The sequence below is a fragment of the Brachybacterium horti genome (assembly GCF_054777615.1).
Genome location: NZ_BAAHAM010000003.1, coordinates 46829 through 70686 on the forward strand (window position 1 = coordinate 46829; position 23858 = coordinate 70686).

The window sequence follows — 23858 nt, forward strand, 5'->3', positions numbered from 1 at the left end:
ATGCCCCTCTCCCCGCTCGAGCTGCTCGGCAGCTGGTCGCTCGATCGCCGCATCGAGGACCACCGCTCGGGCGCTCTGCTGCACGTGACGGGCACGACAGTGCTCGAGCGGACCGGCGTCGGGGAGGTGCGCTGGCAGGAGGAGGGCCGGCTCGAGCGGGCCGACGGCCACCGTGCGCCCGTCTCCCGCGTGCTGCGGATCCTCCGGGCAGGGGACGACGGGTGGTCGGTGCACCTTCCGGACGGTGCGCCCTTCCACCGCTGGGAGGTCGATGCGCCGCTCGTGCACCTGTGCGGTCGCGACGTGTACCGGGGTCGGATGGAGCTGTCGGGCGCCTTTCGCTGGTCCCTGACCTGGCAGGTCACGGGACCGGCGAAGGACTACCGCAGCACGTCCGTGCTCAGCCGTCCCGCGCCGTGAGACCGTGCCGCCGGGCGCCGCTCCCCGGGGCGGGTGTGCCGGCCTGCATGCGCCGCTGACCAGGCGGGGTGAGGGACAGGCGCCGGCCGCCCCGGGATCACGCCGGTCAGAACTCGTCCTCGCCCCGGTCCTCCTCCGCGTCGTCGCCGGCGCCGGAGGAGGGCGGGGCGGTGGGCGCCGGCTTGGAGGCCGGTGGGAGCACCGGCCGTCCCTGGAGCGGGTCCCGGGTCGGCGGCGCGGGAGGCGGGGGCGGCACGAGGATCGGATCCTGGGGCGGCTCGTCCGTCGGGACCTCGTCGACGTTCGCGGAGGAGTCGCCGGACGAGTCCTCGACCGGCGCCGTCGTCGGCTCCTCGGCGGGGAGGGTGCCCAGCACCGGATCGACCGGCCGCATCGGCCCGCGACCGGACCGGGGCTCCGGGACCGCGGTGGACTCGTCCGAGGGGGGCGAGCTCGAGGCGGGATCCCCCGTGGGCGGCCCGCTCGTCCCGTCCGACGTTCCCGACCGCCCCTCGGAGCCCGGAGCCGTCGAGCCTTCCGGCCCGCTCGGGCTGCCCGACGGCACGGCGCTGCTCGCTCCGGTCGCCGTCGGATCGGTCGACCCCGCCCCCGGCCGGGAGCCCCCTCCCGCCGCGGGGTCCGCGGTCGCGGACGAGGTGGACGCCGTCGGGGCCTCGTCCGTGGTGCCGGTGCCACGGGCGTCCGCGCCGCTCCCACCCGGGGAGGCCGCGGCCGACGGTGCCTCGACGGGCGTGCCTGATCCCGTGGCACCCGGGTCGGTCGTCGATCCACCCGCGCTCCCGACGGTCGCGGTGGCGCTCGCGTGTCCCGACCCGGACGGGCCGTCGGTGGGGTCCAGGGCCACGGCGCCCCCCACGACAACGACCGCCGCGGCGCCGAGGGTGGCGAGGGTCCCCGTGAGCGCGGTGCGCGCTCCCTCGATGACGGACAGGGCGCCGGCTCCGGTCACGCCGGTGGCCCCCGCCGGGGGGAACTGCGAGCGCAGCAGCTCGGGGCTCGACAGCACGAGCGGGAGGAGGACGCCCCGCATGCGCCCGGAGAGTCGGCGCAGCCGCGCCAGACGCGCCGTGCAGTCCGCACACCCGTCGAGGTGCCGCTCCCCGGCCGCCTGCCGGGCACTGCTCAGTCGCCCCCGTTCGTAGCCCCCGAGCGAGGCCACCGTGCGCCGGCACTCGGGACGGACCCCGCGGGTGTCGACCTGGGCCTGGAGCCAGGTCGCCCGCAGCCCTTCACGGCCCCGTCGTGCCAGCTGGGAGACCGCGTTCGCGCTCATGCCCAGCCGCGGTGCCACGTCCCGCGGCGCGAGCCCCTCGACCTCCGTGAGCCAGAGGACCTCCCGCTGCGTGCGCGGCAGCTCGGCCAGGGCGCTCCTCAGCAGCTCGCGCTCCGCGTGGAGATCAGCGTCCTCACGGACGACGAGATCGTCCGCGCCGACCATCTGCACGTCCTCGACGGGCGTCTCGTGCGTCCGGCGCGAACGGTCGATGGCCTCGTTGCGCACGACGCGCAGGAGATACGGGGTGAAGCCGTCCCTCGGTCCTCCTCCGGCGAGGAGTGCCGTGAGGACCTTGAGGAAGGCCGCCTGTGCCACGTCCTGCTCGTCGTCGGTCCCGCTGCGGCGTCGGGCGTAGTGGATCGCCGCATCGCGGTGGCGGTCGTAGAGCACGGCGTAGGCGGCGACGTCTCCGGCGCGCACGCGCGCGACGAGCTCCTCGTCCGAGGAGCCGTCATCGCGCCGCGGATCGCCGGGCTGAGGATCGGTCATGGCAGAAGCCTGTCGTGTCGGAACGTCCGTTTGGTGCGCTTTGCCACCAGAGAAGCAGAGATCACGCCGCGCGTCGCGCCGAGGTGCGGCCTCCGCTCCTCCAGCAGCGCCGGCTCGTGGCGCACGCCTCATCGCGAGGTCCACACGGGAGCCGGGGCCGTCACCCGCTCGAGATTTCCCATGACCGGTCAGCAACCTACCGAGCGGAAACTATGAGATCCGACATCGAGGCTCGTTGAATTTTCTTTCTCCCGTCATGATCGTGTCGCAAGCTACGTGTATCAGGAAGACGGCGCATCCGCGCGGTCCACGGGACACACCAGCCACTGACGGAGGATCATGAGAACCCTGGAGATGACCGATGACGACGGCGACGCCCTGTCGATCATCCATGACGGCACATCGCTCTGGATCACGTGCACGGCCGACGGCGAGGAGGTGACCGTGGGTCCCCTCTCCGCGGCATCCGTCACGACCTTGCTGAGCGCGGCCGGGGAGTTCCGCGAGGCGTCCTGAGGGGCGAACGACCGAGGCGCGGGCAGAGAGCGTCCGCACCGACGGCCGGCACGGGGGTCGGGGTGAAGCGAGGAGGAGAAGGATCGGTCGATGCCAGGGGAGTCGGCCGGTCCTGCCGCCCTCGTCGCAGCCGGATGGCACGGCCCGCACCGAGCGGGGACAGCAGAAGGGCCCTGGCGGGAGCCAGGGCCCTTCTGCACTGCGGTGGAGCTAGGGGGATTCGAACCCCCGACCTTCTCATTGCGAACGAGACGCGCTACCAACTGCGCCATAGCCCCATGTCAACGAGCGACCTGGAAAGGTTAGCACTGCCGGGAGGGTGCTCGCACACCAGGTCAGCCGCCATTGACGAGGATCACACGTGCGCGCCCGGAGCGCCGGCGGCCCGTGCCTCGCGCGCCGCCTGCAGCTCGTCCTGGAGGCGGTCGAAGACCTCGATCCGCTCCTGGCCGGTGCAGGCGACGTACGCGGGCTGGTGGTGCGCGGGGAGCCGGGCGTCGCCGAGCGCGGGCCAGGTGCGCAGGGACCCGCCGGCGCGCTCGAGGATGTGGAACCCGGCGGCGACGTCCCAGGCGTTGATGGAGCCGAGGCCGGTGGCGTCCGCCCAGCCGGCCGCGACGTAGGCGAGCTCGATCGCGGCGGAGCCCAGGTGCCGCACGGCGGAGACGCCCACGTGCAGATCGGTCGCGGCGCGGGCGGCGACCTCCGGCTCCTCCTCGATGATGCGCTGGCTCGGGAAGCCGGTGACGAGCAGGGCGTCCGCCGCGGCGTGGGTGGCCCGCGGCGTGATCTCGCGGCCGTTGAGCGCGGCGGGGCCGTCGGCCGCGGTGAAGACCTGCTCGAGGATCGGCACGTCGATCACCCCGGCGACGAGGCGCTCCTGCTCCCCCGCGCCGACGGCCACGCCGATCGAGACGCAAAACAGCGGCAGCCCCGCGGCGAAGTTGCTCGTGCCGTCGATCGGGTCGACGTAGAAGCTGACCTGCTCCGGGCCGGCCTGGGCGGCGGTGCGCTCGCCGCCCTCCTCCCCCACGATCCGGCAGCCCGGCAGCGCCGCACGCAGGGAGGCGACGATGATCTCCTCGCTGCGCTTGTCGTGCTCGGTGACGATGTCGTGGCTGGACGTCTTGTACTCGCGGGCGAGGTGATCGCGGTCCAGGGAGCGGATGTACTCGGCGGCCTCGTGGGCGGCGGCGACGGCGATCGCGAGCAGCTCCTGCGGGGCGGGCACGGCGGGGACGGTGGGCACGGGGGCGGGGGTGTCGGCGTTCATCACCGCCAGCCTACGAGTCCAGCTCAGGGACGGGAACCGGCTCCCAGCAGGTGGCGCAGGTAGGGGGTGAGGAGCAGTCCCTGCGGGTCCGCCGCGGCGCGCACGGCGGTGAAGTCCGCGAGGCGCGGGTGGAGGGCGCGAAGCTCCCGCGCGCCGAGCCAGTGCATCTTGCCCCAGTGCGGCCGGGCGGCGAAGGGGGCGAGGGTGCGCTGGACGAGCAGGAGGTAGGGGCCGGGGTCCTCGCGGTGGTAGCGGTGCGCGGCGAGGTAGACGGTGTCGCGGCCGTGAGCGGTGGAGAGCCAGACGTCGTCCGCGGCGGCGCGGCGGATCTCGAGCGGGAAGGTGACGCGCACGCGCTCCTGCTCGAAGCGGCGGCGCAGTGCCGCGAAGGCCTCCTCGAAGCGCTCCGCGGGGATCGCCCACTCCGACTCGTGGAAGCGCACGCGGCGCGGGGCGGCGTAGACGGCGGCGGAGTCATCGGTCATCGGGGATCCGGCGAAGACCCGGGAGGCGATCTCGCCGACGGGCCGGCTGAGCGCCGGGACCGTGCTCGCCGCGCGGCACAGCAGCTCCCAGGCGCCGTTGCCGAGCACCTCCCGCTGCAGGAGGTCCGCGGCGCGTCCGGGCCGGTGCACGGGGGCGTCGGCGGGCAGGCGCGTGCTGCTGCGCACGGTCGCGCGGTCGGTGCGCGGGAACCAGAAGAACTCGTGGTGGTCGACGGCGGAGGACTGCTCGAGGAACCCGCCGACGGTCTCCGCGAGCGGGCGCGTCGCCTCGGTGAGCGCGAGCCGGTAGCGGGGCACGCATCGCAGCGTCACCTCGAGCACCACCCCGATCGCACCGAGGCCCAGGCGAGCGGCGTGGAACAGGTCCGGGTCCCGCTGCGGGGAGGTCTCGACGACGGAGCCGTCGGCGAGGGCGAGCCGGAGCGCGCGCACCGTGCCGGAGAAGCCGGTGAAGGCGGCGCCGGTGCCGTGGGTGCCGGTCTGTATCGCACCGGCGATCGACTGCCGGTCGATGTCGCCCATGATCTCGAGGGCGAGGCCGTGGGGTGCGAGGAGGCCGGCGACCTCCCACAGCCGGGTGCCGCCGCGCAGGGTCACGAGGCCCGTCGTGGGATCCGCGGCGACGAGGCCCCGGTGCCGGTCCAGGGAGACGAGCACGCCGTCGGTCGCGGCGAGCGGCGTGAAGGAGTGCCCGCCGCCCACGACCCGCAGCGCGGTGCCGAGCGTGCGGGCGAGGGCGATCGCGTCGAGGACCTCCTCCTCGCTCCCGGGCGTGAGCACCTGCTGCGGGGTCCAGCGGTGGGCGCCGCTCCAGGTGCGGTGCGGGACGGGCGGCATGCGCATGCGGGGCTCCTTCGCTCCGGGACGGTCGGGAGGTCAGCGGCTCACAGGAACGCGGCGCCCTCGCCGCGGTAGGTGGGCAGCCAGCCCTCGACGCGGATCGGCTCCGCGTCGGTGCCCGCCCCCGCCACGAGCACGTAGCCGCCGATGTGCTCGGCGGGCTCGCCGGCCTTCGCATGGCGCAGCCACACGGTGTCCCCCACCCGGAGCCGGTCGGCGGCGGGGCCGAGGACGGGCGTCTGCACCTCACCGGCGGCCTCCTGCGGGGCGAAGCGCAGGCCCGCAGGGTGCGCGATCGTGGGGAGGCGGTCCACTCCGGGTGGCCCGCTCGCCACCCACCCGCCGCCCAGCAGCGTCGCGATCTCCCGCGCGGGGCGCCTGACCACGGACAGCCCGATATGGAGGGCGGGGCGCGGGGCGAAGTCGCGGTAGCCGTCGAACAGGCCGGAGCCGATGAGACCGGACCCGGCGGCGACCTCGGTGACCGCGGGCTCCGCAGCGGTGGACTCGAGCGAGCCGGTGCCGCCGCCGTTGACGAGCTCGAGATCGGCCACCTCCCGCACCGCCGCGACCGCCTCGGCCCGCCGACGGGCGACGTCCGGGCGGGAGAGACGCTTCATCGTGCGCACGGCGGCGCCGTGCGGGCCGCGGGCCGCGTCGGTGACCCCGGCGATCTGCCCCTCATAGGCCATCATCCCCACGAGGCGCAGGGCGGGCCGGGCGGCGATCTCCCGGGCGAGAGCCGCGGCCTGCGCGGCGGTGCGCACCGGGGAGCGGTGGGCGCCGAAGCGCAGCCCGGGCGCGGGCGCGTAGGAGACGTCGAGCTCGATCGCGACGCGCAGCGGCGGCCGGTCGCGCCCGGGGCGGAGGTCCCGCGTCGCGGCGACCATCATGTCCAGCTGGGCGGTCTCGTCGACCATGAGGGTCACGGCCTCGAGGGTGCCGGGGAGCATGCACAGGCTCCGGATCACGCCGATCTCCGCCGTCGGGTACGCGAGCAGCACGTCGTCGACGCCGCGCTGCACGAGCCAGAGCGCCTCGGAGAGGGTGAAGGCGAGCACGCCGCGGGTCGCCGGATGGGCGAGGGCCCGCTCGAGCAGGCCGCGCACGCGCAGGGACTTCGAGGCGACGCGGATCGGGGTGCCGCCCGCACGGCGGGCGAGGTCCTCGAGGTTCGCGTCGAAGGCGTCGAGGTCGAGGACGGCGATCGGCCGCTCGCGGTACCCCTCCTCGTCGAGGGCGCGGGCGATCGCGGCGATCCGCGAGCCGGCGGCGGTCATCGGGTGACCCGGGCGGTGGGGCGGGCTCAGGCCCGACGGCGGGCGAGGACCTCGTCGAGGCCCAGGTCCATCGCGGGGGCGGTGGTGACCTCGTCCGCCGCCTCGATCGCCTCGACGCCGTCGCGCTCGAGCGGCACGACCGAGGCCCGCAGGGACTCGCGGTGCGCGGCGTGGCGGCTCGCGAGGTCCTCGACCTCGCCGCGTAGAGCGTAGGTGGGGCGGGGCACGGGGCGCGGCGTCCACTCGCCGTGGGCGGAGACGTGCTCCTGGGCGCGCTCGGCGGTGTCCTCGAGGGGCGTGCGCGCGGGGAGCTCCGGGGCGGGGCGCGACGCGGCGGGCGCGGGTCGTGCGGCGCGGGCGGCGGCCTCGGCGCGATCGGACTCCTCGAGGCGGGCGAGAGCGGCGGCGCGGCGGGCGCGGGTGCGGCGCTCGAGCTCGGCACGACGCAGCCCCACGACGTACGCGGCGAGCACCAGGGCGGCGAGCAGCGGGAGCACCCAGTGGACCGCGCCGAGCACGGCACCGGCGGTGAGGCCCAGCACGGCGAGGCCGAGCACGACGAGCGCGACCTTCATGGCACCGCGGCGACGGGTGCCCTCGACGAGCGGGTCCACCCGCTCCCCCGGCGTCGCGTCGAAGCGGGGGCGGCTGGTGGGATCGGCGGGACGCAGCAGCAGACGGTCCTGGCTCATGGGGGGACTCACCTCACGGGACGTACGGCGGGAGTGGACGGCCGCGGAGAGGTCACGGGACTTCGCGTCGACGGGAGCGGACTCGGTCCGGCGGGCTCGGCCCATCACGTCGCGGCGGCCGGCGGTGCGCGGCAGGGCGTACAGCACCCACAGCAGCAGCAGAAGGGCGAACAGCACGGCGCCGAGGTTGATGGACTCCACGAGGACCAGGGTAATGACACTCGTGTGATTCGGCTGGTCACGCGCTGGGCGTGTCGGGCACCGAATCGACCCGACATGCCGTCGGCCGCCCGCTCCCTCGCCGCCGGCGCTGCGGGCCCGCTCAGGCGAGGCGCCGCACGTGCGGCGGGTGCTCGCGGTGCAGCCGCGCGAGGATGCCCTTCCCGCCGCGGGGATCGTGCTCCTCGCCGATCTCCCCGGCCTCCTCCGCGGTCATCGCGAAGATGAGGTGGTCCCGCCAGGCGCCGTCGACGTGGATCGCGCCGCGCCGCAGCCCCTCCTCCCGCAGATGGAGCTTCTCGACCACGCGCAGGCTGGCCGTGTTCTCCGGGCGCACGGTCATCTCGACCCGGTGCATGCCCATCTCGACGAACAGGTGGTCCATGAGCAGCGCGGCGGCGCGAGGCACGTAGCCGCGGCCCGCGGCGCCCTCGTCGATCCAGTAGCCCAGCACCGCGGTGCGCAGCGCTCCGTACTGGAGCGGTCCCGCGGTGATCTGCCCCAGCAGGCGGCCGTCGACGGTGATGACGAGCGGCACGGCGAGACCCTGCCGGGCCTGCGACTCGCTCCATCGGCGCAGCGCCGTGAAGCCCGGCGGGCGGCCGGGCCGGGTGGGGTCGGTCGCGTCCCAGGGACGGAGCCACTCGTGATTGCGTGCGCGCAGGCCCTCATGGACGAAGCGGTCCCGACGGCGCAGCGGACGCAGGACGAGCTCCTCGTCGCGCAGGGTCAGCGGCCACACGTGCACCATCGCGCCATCGTAGACGCGATCTGTGTCACCCTGGCGCGATGGTGGACGACAGCGGCACGGGCGAGCCCACGCACGGCGCGGAGGGAGGCGAGGACGCGCCGCAGGAGGTCAAGCGGCGACTGCGCCGTGCCCTGCGCGGTGCACGCCGCGCACGCTATGCCGGGGAGGAGGGCGCCCGGCGGCGCGAGGAGGAGGCCTCACGGATCCTCGCCGGCGCCTCCGGCATCGTCGCCGAGGTCACGGCGGCCGTCGCCCGAACCGGCCGGGAGCCCGTCCTCGTCGCCTGCTTCCGCCCGCTCCCCACCGAGGCGGACGTCATGCCGCTCGCCGTCGCCCTCGCGGAGGCCGGCGCCGGGATCCTCTTCCCCGTCGCGGCCGGAGGGGAGGAGCTCGACTGGGTCCTCTGGGACGGGGACGAGGAGGCCTTCACCCCCTCCCCCTCGGGCGGGTTCGGGGCGGAGCCCACCGGGGACCGACTCGGCGCGGGGGCGCTCGCCGCAGCGCACCTCGTGCTCGCCCCGGCGCTCGCGGTGGACCGCTCGGGGACGCGGCTGGGGCACGGCGGCGGCTACTACGACCGGGCGCTCGCCCCGGCGGCGCGGGTCCGCGTGGTCGCCGTCGTGCATCCGACGGAGGTGCTCGCCGCCGGGGCGCTGCCCCGGGAGGGCTTCGACCGGCCCGTCGCCGAGGTGCTCACGGCGGAGGGTCTCGAGCGCGTGGGGGACGGCACAGGGGCATGAGCACGCCGCGGTCGTAGAATCGACCCGGCCCCGAGGCCGGGGCCCCAGCTCATCCCGGAGGATCCCGCGTGCCCACCTATGTCTACGCCTGCAAGAACTGCGGTCACCGCTTCGAGAAGTACCAGTCCTTCTCCGAGGACTCCCTCGTGACGTGTCCCGAGTGCGCACAGGACGCGCTGCGCAAGGTCTTCGACTCCGTGGGCGTGGTCTTCAAGGGCTCCGGCTTCTACTCGACCGATGCGAAGTCCGCGGGCGCCAGCACCGGTCCCGCGAGCTCCTCGGAGAGCGGCTCCGCCTCGAACACCCCGGCGCCGGCCACGCCCGCCCCGAGCACCTCCGCGCCGGCCGCCGCGAGCTCGAGCAGCTCCTCGTCCTCCTCGCAGGCCGCCTCCTCCTGATCCGCGCGCGCCCGGGCTCGGCCCACCGGCGCCGAGGGGCGTGAGGGTCTCTCCTCCCCATCACCGCCCCGTCCACAGCGGGCCGACGGGCGACCGTCGCGCGCCCCGCGCCGCCCTACGGTGCGGGCATGCTCCCGAGGATCCGTGCCCGTCTCCCGCTCTGGCGCCGCGCCCTGCGCCGCCGGCGTCGCCTGCTCCTGCTGCTGCTCGCCGCGGCGCTCACCGCGACCGCGCTGCCCGGCATCGCCGCGGCCGTGGTCCCGCCGGGCGCGCGCGGCACGGAGGTCGTGGTCGCCGCCCGGGACCTCGACCCGGCGCAGCCCCTGACCTCGGCAGATCTCACCACGGTGCGCGTCGCGGATCAGCTCGTGCCGCCGGGAGCCGTCTCCGACCCGGCCGCGCTGCTGGGCAGCCGCACCGCCCTCGCGATCCCCGCGGGCACGACGCTCCACCCTGCGCTCATGCGCGGGGGCGGGGTCAGCGGCCCCGGCACCGGCGAGGCGCTCATGGTCGTCGAGGCGCCGGCCGCGCTGGCCGCGCACCTCTCGACCGGCACCACGCTCGAGATCCTCGCGCCGGATCCGGAGAGCGGGCTCGCCCGACGCGTCCCGGCACGGGTGATCGAGGTGGCCGACGGGTCACCGGAGGGCGTACCGATCGCCGGCACCGGGAGCGGCGGCACCGTCGAGCTGCTCGTGGCGATCGATCGTGCGGGAACCGACGAGCTCGCTGCGGCGCAGCGTGGCGGATGGTTGACGGTCTCGGTCGTCGGCTAGAGTCCCACCGATATCCCCGTCCCCTCCCCCAGCAAAGGATGAGACCCATGAAGGGCTTCAAGGACTTCGTGATGCAGGGCAACGTCATCGATCTCGCCGTCGGCGTGGTCATCGGCGGCGCCTTCACCGCACTCGTGACCGGCTTCGTCGACTACATCATCAACCCGGTCGTCGCCGCGGCCGGCGGTGCCGGCAGCATCGGTCTGGGCTACCAGATCATCGACGGCAACGAGAACACCTTCATCAACGTCGGCGCGCTGATCTCCGCGATCATCACCTTCCTCATCACGGCCGCGGTCGTGTACTTCGTCTTCGTCCTGCCGATGACGAAGGCTCGCGAGTTCGCGAACCGCAACAAGCCGGCCGAGGTCGAGGCGGCGCCCGAGGACATCGTCCTCCTCACCGAGATCCGTGACGCCCTGCGCACGAACTCGAACCCCCAGGCCTGATCCTCGGATCTGCCTGAGGCGCCTTCTCGGCGCGATCCGCTCGGCGGATCGACCCCACGGCGGGGCGGGACCTCCGGGTCCCGCCCCGCCGTCGTGCGTGTTGGGGCCGCAGCGGTGTACGGTCCCGAGGTGCCCGAGACCACCGCCCCGCTCACGACCGGCGCGGTCGACGCCGTCCTCGCCTGGTACGAGCAGTCCGCGCGGGAGCTCCCGTGGCGTCTCCCGGAGGCCGGTGCCTGGGGGATCCTCGTCTCCGAGATCATGCTCCAGCAGACCCCGGTCGTGCGGGTCCTCCCCCGCTGGATCGACTGGATGGCCCGCTGGCCCACCCCTGCGGACCTCGCCGCCGCGCCGACCGCCGAGGTGCTGCGGGCGTGGGACCGGCTCGGATACCCCCGCCGCGCGCTGCGCCTGCAGGACTGCGCCCGCGCGATCGTCCGCGAGCACGACGGCGTGGTGCCCCGCGGCGAGGACGCACTGCGCGCCCTGCCCGGGATCGGCGAGTACACCGCGGCGGCCGTCACCGCCTTCGCCCATCACGACCGCGCCGTCGTCGCGGACACCAACGTGCGCCGGGTGATCGCCCGCGCCGTGCAGGGCGACCCGCTCCCCGCACGGTCCTACACCGCCGCCGAGCGCGCCCGGATCACCGCCGCGGTCCCGCAGGACGTCCCCCGCTCCGTCCGCTGGAACCAGGCCGTCATGGAGCTCGGGGCGCTCGTGTGCACGGCCCGCTCCCCGCGCTGCGAGCAGTGCCCGCTCGCCTCGCACTCCTGCGCCTGGGTCGCGGCGGGGAGGCCGGAGCCGGAACCCGGGGCCCGCCGCTCCCAGGCCTTCGCCGGCACCGACCGCGAGATGCGCGGACAGATCATGGCGCAGCTGCGGGAGCACGGCGCAGTCGCGGTCACCGCGCTCGACGCGCTCGATCCCGCCGACCCCGCCCGCGTCGCACGCTGCCTGGCCTCGCTGCTCACGGACGGCCTCGCCGTGCGCGAGGGCGAGCAGGTCCGTCTCCCCTGAGCACCTGCCCCTGCGCGGGGACGTGCACCGCGCCTCAGAGGCGGACGATCATCCGGGTGTTGCCGAGGGTGTTGGGCTTGACGCGGGCGAGGTCGAGGAACTCGGCGATGCCCTCGTCCGGGGAGCGCAGCAGCTGACTGTACAGCTCCGGGTCGACGACCTCCTCCATCTCCTCGAAGCCGTGGCGGGAGAAGAACTCCGTCTCGAAGGTCAGGCAGAACACGCGGGACAGGCCCAGGTCCCGGGCGCGCTGCAGCAGCGCCTCGAGCATCCGGTGGCCGGTGCCGGTGCCGCGCAGGGCCTCGCTCACGGCGAGGGTGCGCACCTCGGCGAGGTCCTCCCACATGACGTGCAGCGCCCCGCAGCCGACGACCGTCCCGTCCTCGTCGACGGCGACCAGGAACTCCTGGACCGCCTCGTAGAAGGAGACGAGATCCTTGCCCAGCAGGATCCCGCCGTGGGCGAGCGGCTCCACGAGCGCGTTGATGCCGCGGACGTCGGCCGGCAGGGCGAGGCGGATCGAGATGGTCACGGGCGGGTCTCCTCGGGGGACGAGGTCGGTTCGGCGCCGGGGGCGACGAGGTGCCCGGTGCGGTCGCCTTCGGACGCGGTATCGGCATCGGCGGTGTCGTCGGACGTGGACCCCGCAGCGTCGACCCCGGCGGCGCCCTCCTCGGCGGCGCGACGGTCGGCGCGCCGGTCGAGCACCCGGTGGACGGCGTTGATGACGCGCTCGACGACGAGCGCGAGGACCACCGCGGCGATGAGCGCGACGGTGATCGCGAGCAGGTGGTTGTCCTCGAACCAGGCACCCGCGAGGGAGCCGATCGCGCACGAGTACACGGCCCACACGAAGGTCGAGAGCAGCGAGCGCGGCCAGAACTCGCGGTGCGGGTAGCGCACGGCCCCGGCCACGAGGTTCACGGCGGTGCGGCCGAAGGGGATGTAGCGCGCCGTCATGAGGAAGATCAGCGCGCGCCGCTGCAGGCCGCGCTCCGCCGCCTCGACCGCCCGGCGGCCCTTGCCCTCCCGCAGGAAGCGGAAGCGCTGCCAGCCGATGGTCCGCCCCAGCAGGTAGCCGAGGTTGTCACCGGTCCAGGCGCCGAGCCAGGCGGCCAGGCCCACGAGGATGATCGACGGGCGGCCCGAGGAGGCCCACAGCGAGGAGAGCGTGACGATCGTCGACTCGCTGGGCACGGACGGGAAGAAGCCGTCGAACGCGGCGAAGAGGTACACCATCAGGTGCACCCACCAGGCGTCGGCGACGCCGAGGATCCACTCCTCGAGGATTCCCGAGAGGTGGAGCACCTGGTCCAGGAAGTGCTGCACGGGCTGCCGCTCGCTTCCCCGGGCGCGTGCCCGGATTGAGGACGGGCCGGCCCCCGCCCCGGAGGGTGGGGACCGGCCCGCGGCGATCAGGAGGCGTTGGCCTCCGCGCTGTCGGAGGAGTCCGCGTCCGTGCGCCCGTCGGCGTCCGGATGCGCGACCTCGTCCGACCGCGCCTCGGTCATCCGCTCCACGTCGATGGTGTCGCTGATCGGCTCGAGGGAGCCGTCCTCACCGCGACGGGAGAAGGTGAGCTCCCCGAGCAGCCCCTCGCCCTGCGCGTCGATGACGATCTCGTCGCCCACCCGCACCTGGCCGAAGAGGATCTTCTCGGACAGCACGTCCTCGATGTCCCGTTGGATCGTGCGGCGCAGGGGCCGGGCGCCCAGCACCGGGTCGTAGCCCTTCTCCGCGAGGAGCGCCTTCGCCGGAGCGGTGAGCTCGAGGCTCATCTCCTTCTCCTGGAGGCGGGTCTCGAGCTTCGCGACCATGAGGTCCACGATCTCGACGATCTCCGACTGCGAGAGCTGCGGGAACACGACCACGTCGTCGACGCGGTTGAGGAACTCGGGCTTGAAGTGCTGCTTGAGCTCCTCGTGGACCTTCGACTTCATCCGCTCGTAGTCCGTGGACAGGTCGCCGCCGGCCTGGAAGCCCATCGACACGCCCTTGGCGATGTCGCGGGTGCCCAGGTTGGTGGTCATGATGATGACGGTGTTCTTGAAGTCGACCACCCGGCCCTGCGAGTCGGTCAGGCGGCCGTCCTCGAGGATCTGCAGGAGCGAGTTGAAGATGTCCACGTGGGCCTTCTCCACCTCGTCGAACAGCACCACGCTGAACGGCTTGCGGCGCACCTTCTCGGTGAGCTGGCCGCCCTCGTCGTAGCCGACGTACCCGGGGGGCGAGCCGAACAGGCGCGAGGCCGTGTGCTTCTCGCCGAACTCGGACATGTCCAGCTGGATGAGGGAGTCCTCGTCGCCGAAGAGGAACTCGGCGAGGGCCTTGGCCAGCTCCGTCTTGCCGACGCCCGTGGGGCCGGCGAAGATGAACGAGCCGCCGGGACGCTTGGGATCCTTCAGACCCGCACGCGTGCGGCGGATCGCCTGGGACAGCGCCTTGATGGCCTCGTCCTGGCCGATGACGCGCTTGTGCAGCTCGTCCTCCATGTGGAGCAGCCGCGAGGACTCCTCCTCGGTGAGCTTGACGATCGGGATGCCGGTCGAGGCAGCGAGGACCTCGGCGATGACCTCCTCGGAGACGGTCGTGACGGCGTCGGACTCGCCGTGGCGCCAGGCCTTCTCCTTCTCGTCGCGCTCGGTCTTGAGCTTCTGCTCCTCGTCGCGGAGGCTCGCGGCGAGCTCGAAGTCCTGCGCGTCGATCGCCTCCTCCTTCTTCTTCCGCGTCTCCTCGATGCGGGTGTCGAAGGCCTTGAGCTCCGGCGGGGCGGTGAGACGGCGGATGCGCAGGCGCGCGCCGGCCTCGTCGATCAGGTCGATCGCCTTGTCCGGGAGGAAGCGGTCGTTGACGTAGCGGTCCGCGAGGTTCGCGGCGGCGACGAGGGCGCTGTCGGTGATGGTCACCTTGTGGTGCGCCTCGTAGCGGTCCCGCAGGCCCTTGAGGATCTCGATGGTGTGGACGATCGAGGGCTCGTCGACGGTGATCGGCTGGAAGCGACGCTCGAGGGCCGCGTCCTTCTCGATGTGCTTGCGGTACTCCTCGAGCGTGGTCGCACCGATGGTCTGCAGCTCGCCGCGGGCGAGCATCGGCTTGAGGATGCTGGCCGCGTCGATCGCGCCCTCGGCGGCACCGGCCCCGACGAGGGTGTGGATCTCGTCGATGAACAGGATGATGTCGCCGCGCGTGCGGATCTCCTTGAGCACCTTCTTCAGGCGCTCCTCGAAGTCGCCGCGGTAGCGGGAGCCCGCCACGAGGGAGCCGAGGTCGAGCGTGTAGAGCTGCTTGTCCTTGAGCGTCTCGGGGACGTCCCCGGCGACGATCGACTGGGCGAGGCCCTCGACGACGGCGCTCTTGCCGACGCCCGGCTCACCGATCAGCACCGGGTTGTTCTTGGTGCGACGGCTGAGCACCTGCATGACGCGCTCGGCCTCGTGCTCGCGCCCGATGACGGGATCGAGGTTGCCCTCGCGCGCGGCCTGGGTGAGGTTGCGGCCGAACTGGTCCAGCACGAGCGATCCGGCGGGCTGGCCCTCGGCGGGGCCGCCGGCGGCGGCCGGCTCCTTGCCCTGGTACCCGGAGAGGCGCTCGATGACCTCCTGGCGCACGGCGGCGGGCTCGGCCTTCAGGCGGGACAGGACCTTGACGGCCGTCCCCTCGCCCTCGCGCAGCAGACCCAGCAGGATGTGCTCGGTGCCGATGTAGTTGTGGCCCAGCTGCAGCGCCTCGCGCAGGGACAGCTCGAGCACCTTCTTCGCACGGGGCGTGAAGGGGATGTGCCCGCTCGGCGTCTGGTTGCCCTCGCCGATGATGTCGCGCACCTGCTCGCGGACGGCGTCGAGCGTGGCGCCGAGGGCCTCGAGGGCCTTCGCGCCCACGCCCTCGTTCTCGTGGATCAGGCCGAGCAGGATGTGCTCGGTGCCGATGTAGTTGTGGTTGAGCAGGCGAGCCTCGTCCTGTGCCAGGACGACGACGCGGCGGGCCCGGTCGGTGAACCGTTCGAACATGGTCCTCCCCCATTCGTGGTGGTGATGGATCGAGACTACGCGCGAATCCCGGAGGGGCCAGTGCTGTTCGCCGCGGGCGTGACGACGCCGCCCCCGGTGCGCTCGCCGAGCTCGGCGCCCGCGACCGCACCCAGGCCGTCGTCACCGCCTACCGCAGCGGGCTCGTGGACCCGGGCCGGGGTGAGAGCGCGGAGCGTGCACAGGCCAGGGGGGGATACGCTGGGACGCGGCCGCCCGGCAGGCGCGCCCGCACCCCCGCGGCGATGCGGGGGCCGTGCGTCGCCGGGAGCACACGAACCAGCTGGAACGGAGAGACATGGCTGACCTCAGGGTGGACGTGACCCGCGCGGACGCGGTGCTGATCGGCGGGGGCATCGCGAGCGCGACCCTCGCGGCGATGATCAGCGAGCTCGAGCCCGGCTGGGACGTGCAGGTGATCGAGAAGCTCGACGACATCGGCCTCGAGTCGAGCGACGGCTGGAACAACGCCGGCACCGGCCACAGCGCGCTGTGCGAGCTCAACTACACGCCGCAGGACGTCGACGGCTCGGTGAGCCCCGCCAAGGCCATCACGATCAACGAGCAGTTCCAGGTGAGCCGCCAGTTCTGGGCGCACCTCGTGGAGAACGACCGCATCGGGGACCCCGGCGCGTTCATCCACTCCGTGCCCCACATGAGCTTCGTCCACGGGATCGACAGCGTGGACTACCTGCGCCGCCGCCACGAGGCGCTCATCGCGAACCCCCTGTTCGACCGGATGCGCTTCACGACGGAGCACGCCCAGCTCGCCGAGTGGGCGCCGCTCATCGCGCAGGACCGCCCCGTCACCGAGACGGTCGCCGCGACCTGGTCGCCGGACGGCACCGACGTCGACTTCGGCGCGCTGACCGGTCTGCTGCTCGAGCACGCCCGCCGCGTCGGCACGACCGTCAGCACCGGCTGGGAGGTCGTGGACCTGCGCCGCATGGGCACGGACTGGGGCGTCATGTCCCGCTCCACGAGCACCGGCGAGACCCGGGTCGTGCGCACCCCGTTCGTCTTCGTCGGCGCGGGCGGCGCCGCCCTGCCGCTGCTGCAGAAGGCCGGGATCCCCGAGATCGACGGCTTCGGCGGTTTCCCGATCTCCGGGCAGTGGCTGCGCTGCACGAACCCCGAGGTGATCGCCCGTCACGACGCGAAGGTCTACGGCAAGGCCGCCGTCGGCGCCCCGCCGATGAGCGTGCCCCACCTCGACACCCGGTACATCGACGGCGAGCGCTCGCTCATGTTCGGACCGTACGCCGGCTGGTCCCCGAAGTTCCTCAAGACCGGCAGCTACACCGACCTCTTCGCCTCGATCACGCCGAAGAACGTCACCCGCATGATGGCCGTGGCGCCGCCGAACCTCGACCTCATGACGTACCTCGCCTCCCAGCTCGCCGCGACGTCGAAGCAGCGCTTCGCGGCGCTCGAGGAGTACATGCCCTCGGCGCGGCCGGAGGACTGGGAGCAGATCACCGCCGGCCAGCGGGTCCAGGTCATCGCCCCGGACAAGGACAAGCACGGCGTGCTGCAGTTCGGCACCCAGGTGATCACCGCGGCGGACGGCTCGATCGGCGGCATGCTCGGGGCCTCCCCCGGCGCCTCGACCGCGACGGACATCATGATCCGCCTGCTGACGCGCATGTTCCCCGAGCGCCAGGTCGCCTGGCGCCCGATCATCGCGCGCATGGTGCCCAGCTGGGGCACCCAGCTCTCCTCGGACGCCGACGCCGCGCACGCCTCCCTCGAGCGCACCGCCGCGGCCCTCGGCCTCACCCACGACTGACCACCAGGCGGCCCTCCCGGGGCCGCGGACCCGGAGGGATCCCCATGCGCATCTCGCTGATGACCACCTGTCTGGTGGACGTGATGGCGCCCGACGTCGCCGCGTCGACGGTGCGTCTGCTCGAACGGCTCGGTCACGAGGTGGTCTTCGACCGCCGACAGACCTGCTGCGGGCAGATGCACACGAACACCGGCTACTACACCGAGGCCGCTCCCGTGGTGCGGCAGTTCGTGGACACCTTCGAGCCCGCGCTCGACGAGGTCGACGCGATCGTCATGCCCTCGGGCTCGTGCGCCGGCTGCGTCCGCGACCAGCACGCGCTCGTCGCACGTCACGAGGGGGACAGCGAGCTCGAGGAGCGTGCCGGCCGCGTGGCCGCGAAGACCTACGAGCTCTCCGAGCTGCTCGTGGACGTGCTCAAGGTGACCGACGTCGGCGCCTACTTCCCGCACACCGTCACCTACCACCCGACGTGCCACTCGATGCGCGTGCTCAAGGTGGGGCCGCGCCCGCTGAAGCTCCTGCGGGCCGTCGAGGGCATCGAGGTCGTGAACCTGCCGGAGTCGGACACCTGCTGCGGGTTCGGCGGGACGTTCTCCGTGAAGAACGACGCGACCTCCGACGCGATGGTCACCGACAAGGCCGCGAACGTGGTGCGCACGGGCGCGGACTTCGTCGTCGCGGGCGACGCCTCGTGCCTCATGAACATCGGCGGGAAGCTGCACCGCACGGGCGCGGCGCCCCGGCCCGTGCACCTCGCGCAGATCCTCGCCTCGACCCGCGAGGAGCCGTTCGTGCCCTCGGAGACGATCCTCGGGAGGGCCTCATGAGCGCGACCGTGAACCTGGGCATGCCGGCGGTGCGCCCGCAGCACGCCTCCCCCTCCTCGACGCTGCGCGGGACCCGCGGGTTCCCCGACGCCGCCCGCGAGGAGCTGACCGACGAGGTCCTGCGCGGCAACCTCCGCCACGCGACCACCTCGATCCAGGCCAAGCGCGCCGGCGTGGTGCGCGAGGTGCGCGACTGGCAGAAGCTCCGCCACGCCGGCAGCGCCCTGAAGTGGCAGGTCACCGATCACCTCCCGGAGCTGCTCGAGCAGCTCGAGGAGTCCGTGACCGCGGCCGGCGGCACCGTGCACTGGGCGCGGGACGCCGAGGAGGCCGGCGAGATCGTCACCTCCCTCGCGATCGAGCGCGGCGCCCGCGAGATCCTCAAGGTCAAGTCGATGGCCACGCAGGAGATCGCGCTGAACGAGACCCTCGAGCACGCGGGCATCCGCGCGATCGAGACGGACCTCGCCGAGCTCATCGTCCAGCTCGCCGGGGACACCCCGAGCCACATCCTGGTCCCCGCGATCCACCGCAACCGCGCACAGATCCGCGAGATCTTCCTCGAGTCGATGCCGGACCTCGACCCCTCGATCACCGACGACCCCGCCGAGCTCGCGGGCGCCGCCCGCCGCTACCTGCGCGAGAAGTTCCTGGACTCCCCCGGCTCCGTCGCGGTCTCCGGCGCGAACTTCGCCGTCGCGGACACCGGCACCCTCGTGGTCGTCGAGTCCGAGGGCAACGGCCGCATGTGCCTGACCCTCCCGCGCACCCTCATCTCCGTCGTGGGGATCGAGAAGGTCGTGCCGAGCTTCCAGGACCTCGAGGTGTTCCTCCAGCTCCTGCCGCGCTCCTCGACCGGGGAGCGGATGAACCCGTACACGACCCTCTTCACGGGCGTGCGCGAGGGCGACGGCCCGCAGGAGTTCCACCTGGTGCTGCTCGACAACGGCCGCTCCGCGGTGCTGGAGGACCCGGACGGTCGCTCCGCGCTGCACTGCATCCGCTGCTCCGCCTGCCTGAACGTGTGCCCCGTGTACGCGCGCGCCGGCGGCCACGCGTACGGCTCGACCTACCCCGGCCCGATCGGGGCGATCCTCTCCCCGCAGATGACCGGGGTGCAGGACGCGGAGGACCCCTCGGCGACCCTGCCGTACGCCTCGAGCCTGTGCGGCGCGTGCTACGACGTGTGCCCGGTGAAGATCGACATCCCCGCGATCCTCGTGCACCTCCGCGCGAAGGACGTCGACCGTCGTCGCGGCACCCGCGGCGAGTTCCACGGCGCCTGGGACGTGTCGATGAAGGGCGCGAGCCGGCTCATGTCCTCCCCCCGCGCCTACGACATCGCCGTCCGCTCGGCGGGCACGCTCGCGAAGGTGATGCCGGGGAAGAACATCGGCACGCTGCCCCATGCGCTGCCGATCGTCCCGGGCTGGACCGACCACCGCGACCTGCCCAAGCCCGGGCCGTCCTTCCGCTCCTGGTGGGACCAGCACGAGAAGCAGCGCGCCGCGGGATCGGCGCCGGGGGCGGGCGCCGCACCCGCGACCGACGGCGACGAGCAGCAGGAGGACCAGGCATGAGCACGAGGCCCGCCGCCCGCCCCGTCCGCACCCCGGGGCTGAGCGCCAAGGAGGAGATCATGGCGCGGCTCCGCGCCGCCCTCGACGTGCCCCGTCGCGACGCGGTCACCGAGGCGGCCGACGTCCCCCGCGACTACCAGCGGGCCGACGACCGCCAGGAGGTCTCCACGGACCCCGCCAAGGTGCGCGACGTGCTCGCCCAGCGGATCGCGGACTACCGCGCGACCGTGCACCGCACGACGCCCTCGCAGCTCCCGGCCGCGATCGCCGAGGCGCTCGACGGCGCCGGATCGGTGATCGTCCCCCCGGGCGTCCCCGAGGGGTGGACCGCGCAGGTCGCCTCGACCGTGCAGGTCGACGACGGCACCCCCGGTCCCCGTGAGCTCGACGTGATCGACGCGGTCCTCACCGGCTGCCACACGGCGATCGCGGTGACCGGCACCCTCGTGCTGCGCTCCGACGACCTCTCCGGACGCCGGGCGCTGACCCTCGTCCCGGACCGCCACGTGGTCGTGGTGCAGGCCGACCAGGTGGTGCTCGGCGTGCCCAAGGGCATCGAGCGCATGGGCGAGGACCCCTCCTCCCCCTGGACCCTGATCTCCGGGCCGAGCGCCACGAGCGACATCGAGCTCGAGCGCGTCGAGGGCGTCCACGGTCCCAGGCAGCTGCACGTCGTCCTCGTCGACCCCGAGCCGGAGCCGGAGCCCGACTCCCCCGCCCCGGACGGCACCTCCGCCTCCGCCCCGACCTCCCAGGAGACCTCCCGATGACCGCCCCCTCCCCCGCCTCCCGCGACCGCGGCGCGCTGCTCGCCCTCGCCGCCGGGCCGTACCGCGCCGAGGTCTCGACCGTGGGCGCGACCCTCGAGTCGCTCACCGTCGGCGGCCGCGACCTGCTGGTCCGCAGCCCCGAGCAGGGCCCCATGGCCCACTACCGCGGGGCGATCGTCGCCCCGTGGCCGAACCGCATCGGGGACGGCGCCTACACCTGGGACGGCCAGGAGCTGCAGACCCCGATCACCGAGGTCGAGCGGGGCAACGCCCTCCACGGCCTGGTCTCCTTCCAGGAGTTCGCGGTCGCCGAGCCCGGGGAGGACGAGCTCGTGCTGCGCACCGAGCTGTTCCCCACCCCCGGCTACCCCTTCCACCTGCTGCTCACGGTGCGCTACGCGCTGCACGAGGGCACGGGCCTGACGACCACCGTCACCGCGCGGAACCTCGGTGCGTCGGACGCCCCCTACGGCGTGTGCCCCCACCCCTACCTCGTCGCGGGGCCGGAGCCGCTGGACACCTGGACCCTGCAGGTCGCCGCGGCGACCGTGCTCACGGTGACCGAGGACCGCCTGCTGCCCACCGGCACCGCCCCGGTCGCCCCGGGCTCCGACTTCGACTTCTCGTCGCCGCGCGTGATCGGCGACCTCTTCATCGACCACGCGTTCACGGATCTCGCACGGGACGAGGACGGCCGGCTGACCGTGACGGTCACCGCGCCGGGCGGCACGGGCGTCGAGCTCAGCGCGGGCGAGGAGTGCCCGTGGCTGCAGCTGCACACCGGGGACCGCCCCGAGCCGGAGAACCACCGTCTGGGGCTCGCGACCGAGCCGATGACCTGCCCGCCGGACGCCTTCCGCTCCGGCACCGACGTGGTGCGGCTGCGTCCGGCGGCGGAGCACACCGCGGCCTGGTCGATCCGCGGCTGGTGACCGCCCGCCGCTGAGCGGCGCACCGCAGGACGAGCTCGGGCCCGTCACCCCCGGAGGGTGACGGGCCCGAGCTCTCGGATCACCGCGGGTCAGTCGCGGTGGGCCTCCTCGTAGGCGGAGCGCAGCGAGGCGGCGACGCGGCCGCGGTCAGGGACCTCGTAGCCGTTCTCGCGGGCCCACTCGCGGATGCGGGCGGAGTCGCCGGAGGAGGCGGCGCGGCCGGCGCGGGTGGTCGAGCGGCGACCGCCCACGCGGCGGGCCTTCGCGGTCCACTCGCCGATGTCCTCGCGCAGCTTCGCGGCGTTCTCCTCGGAGAGGTCGATCTCGTAGGAGACGCCGTCGAGCGAGAAGCTCACCGTCTGCTCCGCCGTCGAGCCGTCGATGTCGTCGACGAGCTCCACATAGGTCTTCCGGGCCATGTCGGTACCTCCTAGGTACACAGTGTTCTCCGACTTCGTGAGAAGTGGAGGTCGATGGGCGTGCACCATTATGTGCGCGGTGGCCGAATATTCACAACCGCCGCGCCGAATTCAGGAGGAATTCCGTGCCGTTCCGGTTCCGTCGGCCGCATCGGGATCGTCGATTCCGTGGCGGAGTCGGTATTCCTTCTCCGCCGCCTTCTCGGCGTCGCGCTCATTCTTGTCCGAGCGCAGCAGCGCGCGCATCACGAACCAGAACACGAGCCCCACGGCGACGGGCGGGAGCAGGGAGCCCGCCTCGTACCAGAATCCGCTGTCCATCTCAGGCCCCCGGCTTCACGAGCGGGAAGAGGATCGTCTCGCGGATCCCGAGCCCGGTGATCGCCATGAGCAGGCGGTCGATGCCCATGCCCATGCCGCCCGTGGGCGGCAGGGCGTACTCCATCGCCTCGAGGAAGTCCTCGTCCAGGAGCATCGCCTCGTCGTCGCCCTGTGCGGCGAGCCGCGCCTGCTGCTCGAAGCGCTCACGCTGGATGACGGGGTCCACGAGCTCGGAGTAGCCGGTGCCGAGCTCGAAGCCCCGCACGTAGAGGTCCCACTTCTCGACGACCCCGGGGGTGTCGCGGTGCGCGCGCACGAGCGGGCTCGTCTCGACCGGGAAGTCCCGGACGAAGGTCGGGGCGTGGAGGTGGTCGCCCACGCGGTGCTCGAAGAGCTCCTCGACGAGCTTCCCGTGACCGAACTTCGGGTGGTCGAGATCGAGATCGAGGGAGCGGGCGATCGCGCGCAGCTCCTCGACGGTGGTCTCCGGGGTGATCTCCTGCCCGAGGGATTCCGAGAGGGAGCCGTAGACGGTGATCTTCTCCCATTCGCCGGAGAGGTCGTATTCGGTGCCGTCGGCGAGCGTGACGATCTGGGATCCGGTGACCGCCTCCGCGGCCTCCTGCACGAGCTGCTGCGTCAGCTCGCCGATCGTGTTGTAGTCCCCGTACGCCTGATATGCCTCGAGCATCGAGAACTCCGGGGAATGCGTGGAATCCGCGCCCTCGTTGCGGAAGTTCCGGTTGATCTCGAAGACGCGCTCGAGGCCGCCCACGGCCGCGCGCTTGAGGAAGAGCTCCGGCGCGATCCGCAGGTAGAGATCGAGGTCGAAGGCGTTCATGTGGGTCACGAACGGGCGTGCCGCGGCACCCGAGGGGATCACCTGCAGCATCGGCGTCTCGACCTCGACGAACTCGCGGCGGTCGAAGGAGCTGCGCAGCGAGCGCATGAGCCCGGCGCGCTGGCGCACCGTGTCCCGCGCCTGCTGGCGCACGATGAGGTCCACGTACCGGTGGCGCACGCGGGACTCCTCGGAGAGCTCCGCGTGGAGCACCGGGAGCGGGCGCACGGCCTTCGCGGCCATCTGCCAGGCATCGGCGAAGATGCTCAGCTCTCCACGGCGGGAGGCGCCCACGCGGCCGTGGAAGAACACATGGTCGCCGAGGTCGACGTCCGCCTTGTACTGGGTCAGGCGCTCCTCGCCCACCTCGGCGAGGCTCAGCATGATCTGGATGCGCTCGCCCGTGCCGTCCTGGACGGTCGCGAAGCACAGCTTGCCGGTGTTGCGCTGGAAGACGATGCGGCCGGCGATGCCCACCTCGACCTGCGTCTCCTGCCCGGCCTCGAGCTCGCCGTGCTCGGCACGGACCGCCGCGATCGTGCTGGTGACCGGCACGGAGACCGGGTAGGCCTCCTCACCGCGGTCGAGCAGTCGCTCCCGCTTGGAGCGGCGGACCGCCATCTGGTCGGAGGTGTCCGGCTGCTCGGCGGCGGGGGTCTCGTTGCTCATGGACGCGATTGTCCCA

The 23858-nt window shown here is 73.4% G+C and carries 24 protein-coding genes and 1 tRNA gene; 12 read left to right on the plus strand and 13 right to left on the minus strand.

Annotated features, from left to right (window positions below; genetic code table 11):
• Positions 1 to 420, plus strand: a complete 420-nt coding sequence (locus ACYVAP_RS09630; RefSeq protein ID WP_498860482.1) for a DUF6314 family protein — start codon at positions 1 to 3, stop codon at positions 418 to 420.
• A 106-nt stretch (positions 421 to 526) separates the two neighbouring features.
• Here ACYVAP_RS09630 and ACYVAP_RS09635 read toward each other — a convergent pair whose 3' ends face one another.
• A complete protein-coding gene (locus tag ACYVAP_RS09635) occupies positions 527 to 2206 on the minus strand; it encodes a sigma-70 family RNA polymerase sigma factor (RefSeq protein WP_498860483.1) in 1680 nt (559 codons plus the stop codon).
• A gap of 339 nt (positions 2207 to 2545) precedes the next feature.
• Here ACYVAP_RS09635 and ACYVAP_RS09640 point away from each other — a divergent pair, with 339 nt between their 5' ends.
• Entirely contained in the window at positions 2546 to 2722 is a 177-nt protein-coding gene (locus ACYVAP_RS09640) for a hypothetical protein (RefSeq protein ID WP_264449471.1), read from the plus strand.
• Between the two features lie 205 nt (positions 2723 to 2927).
• Here ACYVAP_RS09640 and ACYVAP_RS09645 read toward each other — a convergent pair.
• The 6 genes from ACYVAP_RS09645 to ACYVAP_RS09670 form a co-directional block, all read right to left on the minus strand.
• A tRNA-Ala gene (locus ACYVAP_RS09645) sits at positions 2928 to 3000 on the minus strand.
• A 77-nt stretch (positions 3001 to 3077) separates the two neighbouring features.
• Complete coding sequence (locus ACYVAP_RS09650; RefSeq protein WP_498860484.1) at positions 3078 to 3995, minus strand: inositol monophosphatase family protein; 918 nt, start codon at positions 3993 to 3995, stop codon at positions 3078 to 3080.
• A gap of 23 nt (positions 3996 to 4018) precedes the next feature.
• Positions 4019 to 5344: an FAD-binding oxidoreductase gene (locus tag ACYVAP_RS09655; RefSeq protein WP_498860485.1), complete on the minus strand. Its 1326-nt coding sequence runs from the start codon at positions 5342 to 5344 to the stop codon at positions 4019 to 4021.
• A gap of 41 nt (positions 5345 to 5385) precedes the next feature.
• The gene (locus ACYVAP_RS09660) at positions 5386 to 6621 is read right to left on the minus strand and encodes a type III PLP-dependent enzyme domain-containing protein (RefSeq protein ID WP_498860486.1); all 1236 of its coding nucleotides are present in this window, start codon (positions 6619 to 6621) and stop codon (positions 5386 to 5388) included.
• A 26-nt stretch (positions 6622 to 6647) separates the two neighbouring features.
• Positions 6648 to 7514 (minus strand): hypothetical protein, encoded by an 867-nt coding sequence (locus ACYVAP_RS09665; protein WP_498860487.1) that lies wholly within the window; start codon positions 7512 to 7514, stop codon positions 6648 to 6650.
• Positions 7515 to 7635: 121 nt separating this feature from the next.
• Positions 7636 to 8283, minus strand: coding sequence for a GNAT family N-acetyltransferase (locus tag ACYVAP_RS09670; RefSeq protein WP_498860488.1), 648 nt, complete (start codon positions 8281 to 8283; stop codon positions 7636 to 7638).
• A gap of 38 nt (positions 8284 to 8321) precedes the next feature.
• On the opposite strand from ACYVAP_RS09670, the gene ACYVAP_RS09675 reads away from it, so the two are divergent.
• The 5 genes from ACYVAP_RS09675 (at position 8322) to ACYVAP_RS09695 (ending at position 11666) form a co-directional block, all read left to right on the plus strand.
• Complete coding sequence (locus tag ACYVAP_RS09675) at positions 8322 to 9023, plus strand: 5-formyltetrahydrofolate cyclo-ligase (protein ID WP_498860489.1); 702 nt, start codon at positions 8322 to 8324, stop codon at positions 9021 to 9023.
• Between the two features lie 68 nt (positions 9024 to 9091).
• Positions 9092 to 9421 (plus strand): FmdB family zinc ribbon protein, encoded by a 330-nt coding sequence (locus ACYVAP_RS09680; protein ID WP_498860490.1) that lies wholly within the window; start codon positions 9092 to 9094, stop codon positions 9419 to 9421.
• A gap of 128 nt (positions 9422 to 9549) precedes the next feature.
• A complete protein-coding gene (locus tag ACYVAP_RS09685) occupies positions 9550 to 10197 on the plus strand; it encodes an SAF domain-containing protein (protein ID WP_498860491.1) in 648 nt (215 codons plus the stop codon).
• Positions 10198 to 10244: 47 nt separating this feature from the next.
• A complete protein-coding gene (gene mscL / locus ACYVAP_RS09690; RefSeq protein WP_498860492.1) occupies positions 10245 to 10646 on the plus strand; it encodes a large conductance mechanosensitive channel protein MscL in 402 nt (133 codons plus the stop codon).
• Between the two features lie 129 nt (positions 10647 to 10775).
• A complete protein-coding gene (locus ACYVAP_RS09695; protein WP_498860493.1) occupies positions 10776 to 11666 on the plus strand; it encodes an HhH-GPD family protein in 891 nt (296 codons plus the stop codon).
• A 34-nt stretch (positions 11667 to 11700) separates the two neighbouring features.
• Here ACYVAP_RS09695 and ACYVAP_RS09700 read toward each other — a convergent pair whose 3' ends face one another.
• The 3 genes from ACYVAP_RS09700 to ACYVAP_RS09710 all read right to left on the minus strand — a co-directional run bounded on the left by ACYVAP_RS09700 (position 11701) and on the right by ACYVAP_RS09710 (position 15673).
• Complete coding sequence (locus ACYVAP_RS09700) at positions 11701 to 12198, minus strand: amino-acid N-acetyltransferase (protein WP_498860494.1); 498 nt, start codon at positions 12196 to 12198, stop codon at positions 11701 to 11703.
• Complete coding sequence (locus ACYVAP_RS09705; protein ID WP_498860495.1) at positions 12195 to 12995, minus strand: DedA family protein; 801 nt, start codon at positions 12993 to 12995, stop codon at positions 12195 to 12197. Before ACYVAP_RS09705 ends, ACYVAP_RS09700 begins: the two co-directional genes overlap by 4 nt.
• Before the next feature lie 86 nt (positions 12996 to 13081).
• Positions 13082 to 15673, minus strand: a complete 2592-nt coding sequence (locus tag ACYVAP_RS09710; protein ID WP_498860496.1) for an ATP-dependent Clp protease ATP-binding subunit — start codon at positions 15671 to 15673, stop codon at positions 13082 to 13084.
• A 316-nt stretch (positions 15674 to 15989) separates the two neighbouring features.
• Between ACYVAP_RS09710 and ACYVAP_RS09715 the strand changes: the two genes are divergently transcribed.
• From ACYVAP_RS09715 to ACYVAP_RS09735, 5 genes are read left to right on the plus strand one after another with little or no spacing between them, the layout of a single operon-like run.
• Positions 15990 to 17480, plus strand: coding sequence for a malate:quinone oxidoreductase (locus ACYVAP_RS09715; protein ID WP_498860497.1), 1491 nt, complete (start codon positions 15990 to 15992; stop codon positions 17478 to 17480).
• A 44-nt stretch (positions 17481 to 17524) separates the two neighbouring features.
• Positions 17525 to 18310 (plus strand): (Fe-S)-binding protein, encoded by a 786-nt coding sequence (locus tag ACYVAP_RS09720; protein WP_137771054.1) that lies wholly within the window; start codon positions 17525 to 17527, stop codon positions 18308 to 18310.
• The gene (locus ACYVAP_RS09725; RefSeq protein ID WP_498860498.1) at positions 18307 to 19890 is read left to right on the plus strand and encodes a lactate utilization protein B; all 1584 of its coding nucleotides are present in this window, start codon (positions 18307 to 18309) and stop codon (positions 19888 to 19890) included. Before ACYVAP_RS09720 ends, ACYVAP_RS09725 begins: the two co-directional genes overlap by 4 nt.
• Positions 19887 to 20660 (plus strand): LutC/YkgG family protein, encoded by a 774-nt coding sequence (locus ACYVAP_RS09730; RefSeq protein ID WP_498860499.1) that lies wholly within the window; start codon positions 19887 to 19889, stop codon positions 20658 to 20660. Before ACYVAP_RS09725 ends, ACYVAP_RS09730 begins: the two co-directional genes overlap by 4 nt.
• On the plus strand, positions 20657 to 21592 hold the full coding sequence (locus ACYVAP_RS09735; protein ID WP_498860500.1) for an aldose 1-epimerase family protein: 936 nt from the start codon (positions 20657 to 20659) through the stop codon (positions 21590 to 21592). The genes ACYVAP_RS09730 and ACYVAP_RS09735 overlap by 4 nt, the downstream gene beginning before the upstream one ends.
• 89 nt (positions 21593 to 21681) lie before the next feature.
• Here the strand turns inward: ACYVAP_RS09735 and ACYVAP_RS09740 are convergent, their stop codons facing one another.
• From ACYVAP_RS09740 to lysS, 3 genes are all read right to left on the minus strand, one after another.
• On the minus strand, positions 21682 to 22011 hold the full coding sequence (locus ACYVAP_RS09740) for a histone-like nucleoid-structuring protein Lsr2 (protein WP_137771058.1): 330 nt from the start codon (positions 22009 to 22011) through the stop codon (positions 21682 to 21684).
• Between the two features lie 111 nt (positions 22012 to 22122).
• Complete coding sequence (locus tag ACYVAP_RS09745) at positions 22123 to 22332, minus strand: hypothetical protein (RefSeq protein WP_264449489.1); 210 nt, start codon at positions 22330 to 22332, stop codon at positions 22123 to 22125.
• A gap of 1 nt (position 22333) precedes the next feature.
• On the minus strand, positions 22334 to 23842 hold the full coding sequence (gene lysS, locus ACYVAP_RS09750; RefSeq protein ID WP_498860501.1) for a lysine--tRNA ligase: 1509 nt from the start codon (positions 23840 to 23842) through the stop codon (positions 22334 to 22336).
• Positions 23843 to 23858 lie beyond the last annotated feature (16 nt).

Bases quoted from the DNA above. Each gene is read 5' to 3' on its own strand.
- ACYVAP_RS09675 (WP_498860489.1), top strand. From the start codon at position 8,322: ATGGTGGACGACAGCGGCACGGGCGAGCCCACGCACGGCGCGGAGGGA.
- mscL (WP_498860492.1), top strand. From the start codon at position 10,245: ATGAAGGGCTTCAAGGACTTCGTGATGCAGGGCAACGTCATCGATCTC.
- ACYVAP_RS09725 (WP_498860498.1), top strand. From the start codon at position 18,307: ATGAGCGCGACCGTGAACCTGGGCATGCCGGCGGTGCGCCCGCAGCAC.
- ACYVAP_RS09735 (WP_498860500.1), top strand. From the start codon at position 20,657: ATGACCGCCCCCTCCCCCGCCTCCCGCGACCGCGGCGCGCTGCTCGCC.
- ACYVAP_RS09670 (WP_498860488.1), bottom strand. From the start codon at position 8,283: ATGGTGCACGTGTGGCCGCTGACCCTGCGCGACGAGGAGCTCGTCCTG.
- ACYVAP_RS09640 (WP_264449471.1), top strand. From the start codon at position 2,546: ATGAGAACCCTGGAGATGACCGATGACGACGGCGACGCCCTGTCGATC.
- ACYVAP_RS09730 (WP_498860499.1), top strand. From the start codon at position 19,887: ATGAGCACGAGGCCCGCCGCCCGCCCCGTCCGCACCCCGGGGCTGAGC.
- ACYVAP_RS09710 (WP_498860496.1), bottom strand. From the start codon at position 15,673: ATGTTCGAACGGTTCACCGACCGGGCCCGCCGCGTCGTCGTCCTGGCA.
- ACYVAP_RS09630 (WP_498860482.1), top strand. From the start codon at position 1: ATGCCCCTCTCCCCGCTCGAGCTGCTCGGCAGCTGGTCGCTCGATCGC.
- ACYVAP_RS09720 (WP_137771054.1), top strand. From the start codon at position 17,525: ATGCGCATCTCGCTGATGACCACCTGTCTGGTGGACGTGATGGCGCCC.
- ACYVAP_RS09660 (WP_498860486.1), bottom strand. From the start codon at position 6,621: ATGACCGCCGCCGGCTCGCGGATCGCCGCGATCGCCCGCGCCCTCGAC.
- ACYVAP_RS09745 (WP_264449489.1), bottom strand. From the start codon at position 22,332: ATGGACAGCGGATTCTGGTACGAGGCGGGCTCCCTGCTCCCGCCCGTC.
- lysS (WP_498860501.1), bottom strand. From the start codon at position 23,842: ATGAGCAACGAGACCCCCGCCGCCGAGCAGCCGGACACCTCCGACCAG.
- ACYVAP_RS09740 (WP_137771058.1), bottom strand. From the start codon at position 22,011: ATGGCCCGGAAGACCTATGTGGAGCTCGTCGACGACATCGACGGCTCG.
- ACYVAP_RS09635 (WP_498860483.1), bottom strand. From the start codon at position 2,206: ATGACCGATCCTCAGCCCGGCGATCCGCGGCGCGATGACGGCTCCTCG.
- ACYVAP_RS09650 (WP_498860484.1), bottom strand. From the start codon at position 3,995: ATGAACGCCGACACCCCCGCCCCCGTGCCCACCGTCCCCGCCGTGCCC.
- ACYVAP_RS09655 (WP_498860485.1), bottom strand. From the start codon at position 5,344: ATGCGCATGCCGCCCGTCCCGCACCGCACCTGGAGCGGCGCCCACCGC.
- ACYVAP_RS09715 (WP_498860497.1), top strand. From the start codon at position 15,990: ATGGCTGACCTCAGGGTGGACGTGACCCGCGCGGACGCGGTGCTGATC.
- ACYVAP_RS09685 (WP_498860491.1), top strand. From the start codon at position 9,550: ATGCTCCCGAGGATCCGTGCCCGTCTCCCGCTCTGGCGCCGCGCCCTG.